Genomic DNA, 13,352 nt, shown 5'->3' on the forward strand with positions numbered 1-13,352 from the left:
GATTTTTCACGTAAATTGATAAAATTAAAGCCAGTGTTTTTGCACTGGCTTTGATCGATGAGACAGAAGTCTGATGAAATCACTCTTCTTCATCAAACTCCTCTTCAGAAAAAGCATTTTCTTCTAAAGATGTATCAAAAATTAAAATTGCCTTACCGTCTGTCTGGATCATGCCCTGATCTTCAAGGGTTTTAAGCACACGGCCCACCATTTCACGTGAACAGCCCACGATACGGCCAATTTCCTGACGGGTAATACGAATCTGACGACCATTTGGTAAAATCATTGCCTCAGGTTGAGCAGATAAATCAATTAAGCAACGAGCAATACGGCCAGATACATCAATGAACGCAAGGTCAGTCATTTTACGTGTGGTGTTCTTGAGACGGCGTACCAACTGGGCAAATACCGCATAGCTGAGGTCTGGATATTGCTTGCTTAACTCATGGAAATTTTCATAAGAAATTTCAGCAATCTCACATACATCACGAGTACGTACTTCTGCGGTACGTTGAGGATTTTTTTCAAAGAGACCCATTTCACCGAAGAAATCGCCTGGGTTTAGGTAGGCGACAACAATTTCGCGTTCATCATCTTCACGTAAGATAATTGACACTGAACCTTTTAAGATTAAATACAGCGATTTTGATTCCGTTCCAGCGTCAACAATCGTGGTGCGTTTAGGGTATCTGTTAATATGAGCACGTTTTAGCAAAGCCTTTACTGACTCAGGCAATTGACCTGGAGACAACGCATCAGTACTAAGTTGTGAAAAATTTGAAGTCATGCTTAAAATTTCCGAATTTGGATGAAACCGATCGCACAGGCTCTATGAGAGCCTTTTCTACACAGAAGAGATGAAATTCCTTATCAACTCATTTTATGTTAATGTACAAGAACTAGGTAAATTTATAACGTTTTTTGGGTAGTTGCAATGCAAACAAGTGTACATTGGTTAGAGAATGTTGCTTTTGAAGCAAAATCAGACAGTGGTCACACTGTGGTGATGGATGGTTCTGCTGAATACGGTGGTGAAAACCGCGGCCCACGTCCTATGGAGCTCATCTTAATGGGACTTGGTGGTTGTGCTTCGTTTGATATTGTGACCATTTTAAAGAAATCCCGTCAAGATGTGACCGATGTCGTGTGTCAGTTAAAAGCTGAACGGGCAGATGCAATCCCAGCCGTGTTTACAAAAATCCATCTACACTTCATTGTGACAGGTAAAGCGGTAAAAGCCAAGCAGGTTGAAAAGGCAGTTGAACTGTCAGCGGAAAAATACTGTTCAGCAAGTAAAATGCTTTCGGATGGTGGGGTGGAAATTACCCATGATTTTGAAATTATTGAAGTGGAATAATGCCTGATTGTTAAATATTTCTAAAAAGTGATCTATTGCCATAGATCACTTTTTTATAAGTTTATCTTTTTATTTTATGAACAGTTGTGGGTCTACCCGAGCATTATTCAGGCTCATCCCCCAATGCAGATGTGCGCCCGTCACACGCCCAGTTTTCCCCACCAGCCCAAGTTGTTCGCCCTGACGAATATGCTGCCCTTTTTCAACATGAATCTTGCTGAGATGGCAGAACATACTGATCAGGCCCTGACCATGATCAACCAGCACAGTATTGCCATTAAAAAAGTAGTTTCCAGTTTGCACCACAATGCCATCCGCAGGGGAAATTACCTTTTGCACAACGGGTGCTGGAATGTCCTGACCAGAGTGGGGTGCACGTTCTTCTCCATTAAATAAACGCTTTTTTCCAAATGAGTTACTGAATTTTCCTGCTGTAGGTCGAATAAATTCTGGAAATGTTGTCCATGTGCTGGGGTTAAATGAACTGTAGATGTCATTCTGCTCCTGCCGTTAAGGGAATGACTGCGATTCCACCTGCGCGCCGTGAATCTTAGCGGAGTTGGGCAAAAGCACTATGCAGTGGGATGAGGCAAGATACCAAAAGGCATATTCTTTTGAGATATATGGTCGTCATATTACATATTGATCGAAACAAAAAGCTAAGCTAAAGCGTTCTATATAAAAGTACAATTAAGGGTTGTGTGCAAATTGGAAAAGACCGAAAATTTATACAAAATATACTTGAAATATATTATTTATAGACCCATATTATTACTGAGTGTTATCCATATTTTGTTTTATAAGATTTTGGAAAAACATATAAATTTTATTTGAAATTCTAAAAACTGTTCCCATCTTAGTGATAAGTTAAAAATTTGTTGTGAGGAATAATAAGAATGCGCTTTGAAAAATTTACAAACCGTCTACAGCAAGCACTCTCAGATGCACAGTCACTGGCAATGGGCAAGGACCATACCGCAATTGCAGGGATTCATATCCTTATGACATTGCTGGAAGAACCTGCTAACCAGAGTCTGTTGCAGCAAGCAGGGGCTGTTTTACCCACCTTAATGCAAAAACTGAATCAGGCATTAAATGATGCCGCAACAATTAGTAACCCAACGGGAGATGTCAACTTAAATCCAGAAGCGGTACGCATTTTAAATTTGGCTGATAGTTATGCCCAAAAGGCAGGGGATGAATTTTTATCCACTGACTGGGTACTGTTGGCATTGGCTGAACAGGGTGAAACTAAAAAAATTATCGAAAGTTCTGGTGCAACTGCACAGAAATTACGAGCAGTCATTGAAAAAATTAGAGGAACAGAAAAAGTGACCACCAATAACCATGAAGATCAACGTGACTCACTCAGTAAATATACCATTGATTTAACCGAGCGTGCTCTGGCAGGCAAGTTAGACCCTGTGATTGGACGTGATGATGAAATTCGCCGTACCATTCAGGTGTTGTCACGCCGTACCAAAAACAATCCTGTGCTGATTGGTGAGCCTGGGGTCGGTAAAACTGCGATTGTAGAAGGTTTGGCACAACGTATTGTCAATGGTGAAGTGCCTGAAAGCTTAAAGAATAAACGTGTGCTTTCACTAGATTTAGGTTCATTGCTGGCAGGTGCAAAATATCGTGGTGAGTTTGAGGAACGCTTAAAAGCGGTGCTGAAAGACCTTGCCAAACATGAAGGCGAAATCATCCTGTTTATTGATGAGCTGCATACCCTTGTAGGCGCGGGTAAGGGCGATGGCGCAATGGACGCAGGTAACATGCTTAAACCTGCGTTGGCGCGTGGTGAATTGCGCTGTGTCGGCGCAACTACGCTGGATGAGTATCGCCAGTACATTGAAAAAGATGCTGCACTTGAACGCCGTTTCCAGAAAGTGTTGGTGGATGAGCCAAGTGTGGAAGATACCATTGCGATTTTGCGTGGTCTTAAAGAGAAATATGCAACCCATCACGGTGTACAAATTTTGGATTCCGCGATTATTGCGGCGGCGAAAATGTCACATCGTTACATCACTGACCGTCAGTTGCCAGATAAAGCGATTGACCTGATTGATGAGGCGGCTTCACGGATTAAGATGGAGATTGATTCCAAACCTGAAGCATTGGATAAGCTTGATCGCCGTCTCATCCAGTTGAAAATGCAGTTGGAGGCGGTGAAGAAAGATGAGGATGCAGGCAGTAAGGCTGAAGTCAATCATCTTGAGCAGCAAATTGCTGAAAAGCAAAAAGAATATAATGATCTAGAGGAAATTTGGAAAGCCGAGAAAACACTGGTTGAAGGTGATAAGAAAGCTCAAGTTGAATTGGATCAAGCACGTGTTGCTTTGGAAAAAGCCAAACGTGAGGGTGATTTGGCGGAAGCAGCACGCCTACAATATGGTGTGATTCCAGAGTTACAAAAGCGTCTGGAACAGGCGGAAGTTGCTGAGGAAAATGAGGAACCTAAACTCATTCGTACCAAAGTGACCGAGAATGAAATTGCTGAGGTGGTGAGTGCAGCAACAGGCATTCCTGTAACCAAAATGTTGCAGGGTGAACGTGAAAAACTGCTCCAGATGGAAGAATTTCTGCATAACCGTGTGGTGGGTCAGGATGAGGCGGTGGTGGCGGTTTCCAATGCGGTACGCCGTTCACGCGCAGGCTTGTCTGACCCGAACCGCCCAAGTGGATCATTCCTGTTCCTTGGCCCGACAGGTGTGGGTAAAACTGAATTGACCAAGGCATTGGCCAACTTCCTGTTTGACAGTGATGATGCCATGATTCGGATTGATATGTCTGAGTTTATGGAAAAGCACTCGGTGAGCCGTTTAGTTGGTGCGCCTCCAGGCTATGTGGGCTATGAAGAGGGTGGTGTTTTAACCGAAGCGGTACGCCGTAAACCATACAGCGTGGTGTTGTTTGACGAGGTGGAGAAAGCGCATCCAGATGTGTTCAATATCTTGCTACAGGTGTTGGATGATGGTCGCTTGACGGATTCACAAGGCCGCGTGGTGGACTTTAAAAACACGGTCATCGTGATGACCTCGAACTTGGGTTCACAAGATGTACGAGAACTGGGTGAGGGGGCCACTGATGATGAGATTCGGGCAGTGGTGATGAATGCGGTTAGCCAGCATTTCCGTCCAGAGTTTATCAACCGTATTGATGAGGTGGTGATTTTCCATCCACTGCAAAAAGACCAGATTCGTGCTATTGCGGATATTCAACTGGAACGTTTACGTTCCCGCCTCAATGAGCGTGATATAGGCTTGACTGTGGATGACACGGCATTTGATCTATTGATTGAGGCTGGCTTTGACCCTGTGTATGGTGCACGTCCGTTAAAACGTGCAATTCAGCAACAGGTGGAAAATACTCTGGCGCAGAAGATTTTATCTGGTGAGTTTCAGCCAGGAGATAATATCCTGATTAAAGGTGAGGATGGTCATCTGGTGTTTGATAAGCTCAAATTGAGTTAAGCAAAAAATTTAACGGCCAATGTGTAAAAAGATGGTGATGCCAATCACCATCTTTTTTTATATGAGTGCAACTGGTCAGATTTTTTGGGGAAAAGTACCAATAACATTGCGGCTTGATGAAAAACTTGATAGTTTCAGAACAAATAAGAAAAAAATTCAGGATGAATTGCAATGGAAAATAAGCAACATCATTACACGGACCGCTGTGTAATTTTGTTTATGATCGCTTTATCTTCAATGGGGCATGCTGCACAACCATTGAATGAAGTAAATCTGGCACTACAAACAGGCGTGCTGAATAACGCATTGCCGAGCATCATTGTAAAAGCCCAGCAGGATGTATTAAAGCCAGAGGAAGAACGCTGGCGTGCACAACGTGTACTAAGCGATCAAAATCTCCGTGATGTACGGATTAAAATTCTATCAGAAAGCGTTTTATCACCTTATCAAGAGCAGAAAAGAAACACTGTTTCGGATGGGCGAGATAAAAAAGCTGCAACCATTAAACCTCATGCAGTCGCTCCAGATCGTTTGATGATTTATGAGTTTAATTCAGATAATGTACACACCTATGAGTTTTCTGATACCTATAATACTGCTGGCAATCAGGTAGATATTGAGGGGCGTGTTACAGGTACCGTGACTTTAAATAAGAAATAATACAATTTATTCGAGAATTTATTTTTTCTGTACATGATATAATACTCAAAATTTTAAACTGATAAGTGAAGCCACCATTCGAGTTAAGACAAAATGGTGGCTTGTTTTCAGTTTCAAAGTTGTTGGTGTTTTATTTTCCAGGCACGATGAATTTTTTGATTACGTTTGAAATCTAGTCCAATGGTTTCAGAGGTAATTTCTTCAACATCGTATAGGGCTTCAAGTTCCTCATCCAATTCGAAACCTCTATAGTTATTTGAAAAATATAGTGTTCCCTCACTGTTTAGACGGTTCATTGCCCGTTTAAGCAGTGAAACATGGTCACGCTGTACATCAAATGTTCCATAGAATTTCTTTGAGTTTGAGAAAGTCGGTGGATCAATAAAGATCAGGTCATATTGCTCATGACCCTCTTTTAACCATTCAAAACAGTCACTGGAAAAAAACATATGCTGTTCATCTGCATGGTCTACCGTTAAGCCATTCAGTACAAAGTTTTCTTTAGACCAACTCAGATAGGTGTTGGATAAGTCAACACTGGTGGTACTGGCTGCGCCACCCAATGCGGCATGCAAGCTTGCAGTTGATGTATAGCTATACAGGTTCAGGAAATGCTTGCCACGCGCTTCCTTGGCGATTCGAAGACGAATCTGGCGATGGTCCAAAAATAGGCCTGTATCTAGGTAATCGGTTAAGTTGACTAAAATTTTGGCATCACCTTCCTGAACGATAAAGCGTTTAGAGGCGGTACTTTGTTTGGTGTATTGATTGGTACCTGTCTGTTTTGCACGGGTTTTAATAAATATGGCATCACGTTGTAAGCCAGTCACAGCACGGATTGCGGCAAGTGCAAGGTTAAAACGTTTTTTGGCTTTTTCAGGATCAATGGTTTTAGGTGGCGCATATTCCTGAACATGCAATCTATCCCCATATAAATCAACGGCAACGTTGAAGTCAGGCAAGTCGGCATCATACAGACGTAGACAGTAGATATTTTCTTTAACTGCCCATTTCTTTAAGGCCTGCATGTTTTTTTGCAAACGGTTGGTAAAGTCCTCAGCACCCTCGATTTTTTCAAATTGTTGTGGTTGCCATGTTGCCAAAAAGGGTTGGGTGACAGTTGCTGGCTTGATGGTGCCAAAACGCACGTAGATTGGTAATTTACCATTCATTAAACGTAAGGTTTGCGGGTCGTTAAATGCCAGTACATCTGCCTGCTCAACCTGTGCGGCAATAATTGCGGCACGCTGGTTTGGAAAATTCTTCTGTAATAAAGCCGATAAACCCAGATATAAAGAACGGTTTGATGCTTTATCTCCCAAACGTTCCCCATAAGGAGGGTTGGTCACAATAAAGGCTTTCTTGCCCTCGGTATGGAAGTCATCCCAGTCCGCTAAGGTACGTTCTTCAATCTGGATCTGGTCAAGCAGTTTTTCAAAACCTGCGGCAATGATATTTTGGCGGGTGGCCTTGACCGCTTCCCAGTCCGCATCGTAGGCATAAAATTTAGGTAAAGCCTGTTCCAAAGCTTTTTCATGGCGTTCTGCTGCTTCAGCCTTAAGTGATAACCAGAGATCACGGTCATGCCCATGCCAGCCATTAAAACCAAAACGTCGGACTAGGCCTGGCGCACGATCTGTTAAAATCATGAGGGCTTCAATAATGAATGTGCCTGAACCGCACATTGGGTCAAGAATAATATCGGGTTGATATTGTGCTAATTGAGCTTTTTGTAGAATTGCCGCTGCCAGATTTTCTTTAATTGGCGCATCGGTCATAAAACGGCGATAGCCACGCTTATGCAGAGAATCACCAGATAAATCCAGACAGTAGGTGTGTTCAGTTTTACCTGCCAACACATAAAGTGTAATTTCAGGCTGCTTGATATCAATACTTGGGCGTTTACCCACTGCTTCCATAAAGGAATCTACAACGCCATCTTTAACCCGTAAGGTGGCAAACTGAGTATTGACCTTAATTTCACGTTCAACATGCAGGCGCACTGCAAAGGTGCTTTGTGGAGCAAAAATTAAAGACCAGTCAAAACTGATTGCACCCTCATAGAGTTCTTCCGCCACATCACGGGCATCATGCGAATGTTCCAACTCATGTCTATGAATGGGCAAAACGACTCGTGAGGCAAGGCGTGACCACATACAGACCCGATACGCCTGTTCCAGTGTGCCCTTAAAAATTAAACGCCCCGCGAAACGTTGAATATCCTGAATGCCAAAGCTTTCCAATTCTTGTTGTAATAAGGTTTCCAGTCCATCCGCACAGGTCACCCAATATTCTGTTAGACGTGGTTTAGCGTTCATTCAATGTTCCAAAGCGGTTTTAGCAATCGGCTATTTTAACTGATTTTTACCTGTTCTGTCGGCGCATATTTGTGTGATCGTCAGCTTTATCATCTATTAAGAGGTTTTTTTAAAGTGATCTGATGTTTGTTTATAATTTCTGCACGTGGGGCAGGGCATTTTTTACTTCATTTTAATAATTGGTACAGATTTTGCATTTCTTTAGATAAATTATCGTTAAATACTTCTCCCAACGATGTGAGGACGTTATGAAAGAAAGCATGAATAATGAAGTGATGGTCAGTGCCGAGGCTTTTGCAACCGCAACCCAAATGTATGTCCGTTTAAGACGGGTATCCAGTCGCGTGATTGACGTGATGTACTTGGTGCATAACAAGGAATATGCACAACATATTGTGGATATTGCCCTGGCAACACAGGATGCCGAGCTGGCCCATTATGTTGAGCGCTTGCGTCCGTTAATTGACCTATATCCTGAGCCAGCTCTCGCCTTGGTTGAATCTAAGGTGGAAGCTGAGAAAGAACAGCCTGTTGAGGAAAATGACTACTATTCAATAGAAGTGACTGACGAAGAGATTTATCAGGCACAGGTTCATCATCACTATATTGGTGCGCTGCGCTAGCCGAATCTGTTGCAACTCTCTCATTTAATGCAACATAACGGTGAAAAGTTGTTCTGCGAAAATACAAGAATTGGGCTACACTATGCAGGTTTTGGTGATTCGACCCATAGGAATCCATTATGCATATTGCAGCCCTGCATCAACCGAGTCAGGTTCAACTGAATCAGCAAGGAAATTTAAAACACTTTTTAACCATTGAGGGCCTTTCAAGGGAAAGCCTGACCAAGATTTTAGATACAGCACAAAGCTTTTTAGATGACAATAATAACCTGATCAACCGTCCCTTATTAGAGGGTTTGACGGTAATGAATCTTTTCTTTGAAAACTCGACCCGTACCCGAACCACCTTTGAGGCAGCGGCGAAACGTTTATCTGCCAATGTCCTGAATATTGATATTGCACGCTCAAGTACCTCAAAAGGTGAAACGCTGCGGGATACGCTTTGGAATCTGGAGGCGATGGCGGCCGATATTTTTGTGGTACGTCACTCATCTTCAGGCGCCGCACATTTTATTGCCAAAGATATCTGCCCTAAAGTTGCCATTATTAATGCGGGTGATGGTCGCCATGCACATCCGACCCAAGCCATGCTGGACATGCTGACCATTCGCCGTGAAACCAAGAAACCATTTGAACAACTCAGTGTGGCCATTATCGGTGATATTAAACATTCACGGGTGGCACGTTCAGACGTTGCGGCATTACAAACGCTGGGCTGTAAGGATATTCGTGTGATTGCGCCGAATACCTTGCTACCTGTGGGTTTTGATGAGTATGGTGATCATGTGCGTTTATTTAACCAGATGGATGCAGGCGTGACAGACTGTGATGTGATTATTGCCTTGCGTATCCAGAACGAGCGGATTGATTCACCTGCTTTAGCGTCACAGTCTGAATTTTATAAAATGTACGGACTTAACAAAGAACGTCTGGCTTTGGCAAAACCAGATTGTATCGTGATGCACCCAGGGCCGATGAACCGTGGGGTTGAAATTGATTCCAGCATTGCCGATGGTGACCAGTCCGTGATTCTCAAGCAGGTCACCAACGGGATTGCGGTTCGTATGGCGGTATTGGCACTTGCAATGCAAGGACAATTACAGGAACAGGGTTTAATTGATGCGATTGCACTGTAAGGGATAGCTCACATGAGTATTGTAAAAATTGAAAATGTCCGTGTGCTCGATCCAATTCAAAAAACTGATCTGGTTAAAACAGTTTTTATTGAAAACGGAAAGTTGATTGAAGCCGCTGAACAGGTGGATGAAAGCATTGATGGGCAGGGTAAATGGTTGATGCCAACCATGGTGGACTTGTGTGCGCGTTTGCGTGAACCAGGTCAGCAGCAGCATGGCACCTTGAAGTCGGAAGGCAAGGCAGCCCGTGCCAATGGGATTCTGCATGTGATTACCCCACCAGACTCAAAACCAATTGTGCAGGACAATGGTGCCTTGATTCATGGGCTCATTGAGAAAGCCAAACTGGATGGCGGTATCTATTTGCAGATCATTGGCGCACAGACCCAGGGTTTAAATGGAAAACAGCCAGCCAATATGGCGGGTTTAAAAAAAGGTGGTTGTACAGCCGTTTCCAATGCCAATGCAGCCTTTGAAAATGATGATGTGGTGATTCGTACCCTTGAGTATGCTGCTGGTTTGGGGCTGACGGTGGTGTTCTATGCGGAAGAACCGCAAATTGCCAAAGATGGTTGTGCGCATGAGGGCTTTATTGCCTCACGTCAGGGCCTGCCAATGATTCCTGCGATTGCAGAAACAGTGGCGATTGCCAAGTATCTACTGATGATTGAAGCGACAGGTGTTAGGGCTCATTTTGGCCTGTTGTCCTGTGGCGCGTCTGTGGAGTTGATCCGAGCTGCCAAGGCCAAAGGATTGCCTGTGACTGCCGATGTCGCCATGCATCAGTTACATTTAACTGAACAACTAACAGATGGTTTTAATGCACTTGCGCATGTGCGTCCACCGCTGCGTTCCGAACAGGACAAGGCATTATTGCGTCAGGGTGTGAAAGAGGGCGTGATTGATGCGATCTGTACCCATCATGAACCATTAAGCAGTTCTGCGAAAATGGCACCTTTTGCCGAAACACAGTCTGGAATCACCGCTTTTGATACTTATGTGGCACTGGGTGTGCAACTGGTAAACGAGGGTGTATTTGAGCCACTGGAATGGGTGGAAAAAGTCACTTCGATTCCTGCACAGGTGGCGAATATGTCACAGCGCTGGCAACAGGAGGCAGGTTGGGTGCTGGTTGATCCATCATTGCAATGGGTAGTTTCCAAAGCCTCAATTCTTTCCCAAGGGAAAAACACCCCATTGATTGGACAGCAATTGACAGGTAAGGTGATTGGTGTATTTGCCTGATAATTATCATAAAAGGCAGAATAAGTTGACTACACCTTATTCTGCTTTGTAAAATGTGATGTAAGTGTTGTATTGAAAGTTTATAGAACAAATTAAAAATAAGAAAAATTCATTAAAGTAATAACAAATAGCTAAGGCTCGGCTAATACGATAAAGCGTTTGAATGGAAATTGGAGTAAAATATATGTCTATAAATCCAATCGAGTTACTTAAACAGAAAGTTTCATCGGTCATCGTTAATGACCAAACTTGCCTGATCAATGAAAAAAATGCCATCTTATCAAGATTCTACCCAATTCTCTTAAGTCGTTTTTTAGCAAATCCAGAACTGATTGATCAACTTAAGGAAAAGCTAAGGCCTTGTCTATCTGATTTACTGGAAAATAATAATCAGGTGATCAATTCATTGCTTATACATCTTGCCGCTGGAAAACTTTCAGTTACAGAAGTAGAGACCACCTTAAATCGAGCAATTCCTAAAAGCTTGGCTGTGCTTTCAGCTGAGGTTGGCCATGAGGCCATCTATATTATTCATTATCTTAAGGAGCATAGTGTGTCGATTCAGGCACTGTTGCCTGTTTGGAGTGCCGAGGTGCTTTTACCTTTAAATCAGCTTGAATTAAACGAGCCTGAACAGCCAGAAGAACCCTTGCCAGAAATGCCACCTGAGCCTCATAGGCATCATCGAATTTTCCCATTTTTTGCCCTGTTTGTTGCCAGTTTTTCACTTATTTGGTTATACCAGTTAGGTAAATAAATTGTTGAATGGTTTTTGAGTAAGTATATGTTTTAGAATTAAAATCTCATAATAAGAAAACGATTGATAAGATATTTTAATTGTATTTTTTATCACTTATTTGTAAATTGTGATGTGAGTCTTGTATTTAAATTATGTAAAAATGATCAAAAACAATATAAATGCTTAGAATGAAAAACATCAGTTTGTATGTAATAGAACAATTTCCCTAAACAATCTGAACATTATAAATTTAATTTGTTGGAGTAAATAGCAATGTCAATAAATCCAGTCGAACTGTTAAAGCAAAAAGTCACCCCTGTATTCCTGAATGACCAAGATGGTTTGACCAGCCCAAAAAATGCACTTTTATCCAGGTTCTATCCAATTTTTCTTTCCATTTTGATGGCAAAACCTGAACTGATCCAGAAACTAAAAGACTCCATCTCTCCCTCATTAGCCGTTTTATTTGGTCAGGATGAGCAGTTTAAAGATACATTTTTGTCCAAGCTTACGGATGGGCAGCTTTCCAATATAGAGGCTGAGCAGACATTGACACAGGCGATTCCTAAAAGCATGGCCGCTTTGGCCAGCAAGGCTGGCAATGATACACAGAGTATCCTGCATTATTTGCAGCACCATGCTGATTCAATCCGTTCACTGTTGCCAGTCTGGGCCGTGGGGTTGCTTGCACCTTTAGGGCTTATCTCCAGTACTTCTGCCACAACATCAAATTTGGCAAATCCTGCTGTGAATGGTTCAGACAAATCACGGGTTTGGTTGCCGATTGTGGCCCTCATTATTCTGGCTTTATTGGTTGCGTGGCTATGGAAATCCTGCCAACAGCAACAGGTGGCTGTGCCTATAGACAATCGTTCTGATTCTTCAGCATCTGAAGTGGCTGCAAATGTAACTCCTACAACATTCTCATTGCGTACCGATAACAAGGGCGGTGTTTCTCACTGCCATGCAGGAATTGGAGATCAAGGATTGTTTGCAGCCATGCAGGCAAAAGTTAAAGAGGTTTTCTCTTCGGCTCAAGATTGTACACTTGATACTGCTAAAAACTATGCAGCGTCATTTACCGATCAGGCTGGGCTTGCTGGTGTGCTGGGTTTGCTGAAAGGTATACCCAATGTATCTCTGGATTGGGTTGGGGATAAACTGACATTAAAGGGTGGCGATTCCGCCAAACTCAATGAATTGGCTGGGCAGATAAAAGCTGTTCTACCCAATACCGAAGTTGTGGTGGAAACTGAGGATAATACCGCTCAAGCCGTAACGAATAGCCTGAACGCGGCTCAGGACGCTTTGGCAAATATTGATAGCAATCAGGTTGATATCAACGCAGTCATTAAAGCCTTAAATCTACAGATTATTAACTTCGCAACAGCTTCGTATCAAATTCCAGAGGAAAATAAAGCCATTCTGGATAAGGCCGCCACATTAATGAAAAATGTCAAGGATGCAAAATTAACAGTGGCAGGTTATACCGATTCAACTGGTAATGCTACTAGCAACAAGGCTTTATCGCTGAAACGTGCTCAGGCTGTGGTGGATTATTTAGTGAGTCAGGGTGTGGATGCTGCGCAACTTAGCGCCGTAGGTCATGGTGCTGATCATCCAGTGGCAGATAATGCAACAGAAGAGGGACGTTTTAAAAACCGCCGTATTGAATTTTCAGTAAGCCCTTAACCAGTTATTTAAGCAATGTTTGAAAGGAGTTATGGCGACATAACTCCTTTTGTTTTGACCATTTGCTTTAGCTATTTAATTATAAATAGGACTGTTTAAAGCAAAA

Annotated in this window: 10 protein-coding genes and 1 pseudogene; 8 read left to right on the plus strand and 3 right to left on the minus strand. The window is 42.7% G+C overall.

What is annotated here, in order from left to right; translation table 11 throughout:
* Positions 1–79: 79 nt before the first annotated feature.
* A complete protein-coding gene (crp, locus tag F973_RS02085; RefSeq protein ID WP_004759707.1) occupies positions 80–787 on the minus strand; it encodes a cAMP-activated global transcriptional regulator CRP in 708 nt (235 codons plus the stop codon).
* A 147-nt stretch (positions 788–934) separates the two neighbouring features.
* Here crp and F973_RS02090 point away from each other — a divergent pair, with 147 nt between their 5' ends.
* Complete coding sequence (locus tag F973_RS02090; protein ID WP_004759709.1) at positions 935–1,357, plus strand: OsmC family protein; 423 nt, start codon at positions 935–937, stop codon at positions 1,355–1,357.
* A gap of 69 nt (positions 1,358–1,426) precedes the next feature.
* Here F973_RS02090 and F973_RS02095 read toward each other — a convergent pair.
* Positions 1,427–1,864 (minus strand): annotated as a pseudogene (locus tag F973_RS02095) (M23 family metallopeptidase); the annotation flags it as partial.
* A 389-nt stretch (positions 1,865–2,253) separates the two neighbouring features.
* Between F973_RS02095 and clpB the strand changes: the two are divergent.
* Together clpB and F973_RS02105 are read left to right on the plus strand one after the other, a co-directional pair.
* Positions 2,254–4,833: an ATP-dependent chaperone ClpB gene (gene clpB / locus F973_RS02100; protein ID WP_004759713.1), complete on the plus strand. Its 2,580-nt coding sequence runs from the start codon at positions 2,254–2,256 to the stop codon at positions 4,831–4,833.
* A 171-nt stretch (positions 4,834–5,004) separates the two neighbouring features.
* Positions 5,005–5,493: a hypothetical protein gene (locus F973_RS02105; protein ID WP_004681042.1), complete on the plus strand. Its 489-nt coding sequence runs from the start codon at positions 5,005–5,007 to the stop codon at positions 5,491–5,493.
* Positions 5,494–5,606: 113 nt separating this feature from the next.
* On the opposite strand, the gene rlmKL is transcribed toward F973_RS02105, so the two are convergent.
* A complete protein-coding gene (rlmKL, locus tag F973_RS02110; protein ID WP_004759714.1) occupies positions 5,607–7,811 on the minus strand; it encodes a bifunctional 23S rRNA (guanine(2069)-N(7))-methyltransferase RlmK/23S rRNA (guanine(2445)-N(2))-methyltransferase RlmL in 2,205 nt (734 codons plus the stop codon).
* 248 nt (positions 7,812–8,059) lie between these two features.
* On the opposite strand from rlmKL, the gene F973_RS02115 reads away from it, so the two are divergent.
* The 5 genes from F973_RS02115 to F973_RS02135 all read left to right on the plus strand — a co-directional run bounded on the left by F973_RS02115 (position 8,060) and on the right by F973_RS02135 (position 13,246).
* The gene (locus F973_RS02115) at positions 8,060–8,434 is read left to right on the plus strand and encodes a hypothetical protein (RefSeq protein WP_004759716.1); all 375 of its coding nucleotides are present in this window, start codon (positions 8,060–8,062) and stop codon (positions 8,432–8,434) included.
* A gap of 119 nt (positions 8,435–8,553) precedes the next feature.
* Positions 8,554–9,570 carry an aspartate carbamoyltransferase catalytic subunit gene (locus tag F973_RS02120; RefSeq protein WP_004759718.1) on the plus strand — a complete coding sequence of 339 codons (1,017 nt, stop codon included), beginning with the start codon at positions 8,554–8,556 and terminating at the stop codon, positions 9,568–9,570.
* A 12-nt stretch (positions 9,571–9,582) separates the two neighbouring features.
* Positions 9,583–10,815: a dihydroorotase gene (locus tag F973_RS02125; protein WP_004759719.1), complete on the plus strand. Its 1,233-nt coding sequence runs from the start codon at positions 9,583–9,585 to the stop codon at positions 10,813–10,815.
* A gap of 184 nt (positions 10,816–10,999) precedes the next feature.
* Entirely contained in the window at positions 11,000–11,572 is a 573-nt protein-coding gene (locus tag F973_RS02130; RefSeq protein ID WP_004759721.1) for a hypothetical protein, read from the plus strand.
* A 255-nt stretch (positions 11,573–11,827) separates the two neighbouring features.
* Complete coding sequence (locus tag F973_RS02135) at positions 11,828–13,246, plus strand: OmpA family protein (RefSeq protein WP_004759722.1); 1,419 nt, start codon at positions 11,828–11,830, stop codon at positions 13,244–13,246.
* The last annotated feature ends 106 nt before the right edge of the window (positions 13,247–13,352 follow it).

The organism is Acinetobacter sp. CIP 102129 (genome assembly GCF_000368305.1).
Taxonomy (GTDB): domain Bacteria; phylum Pseudomonadota; class Gammaproteobacteria; order Pseudomonadales; family Moraxellaceae; genus Acinetobacter; species Acinetobacter parvus.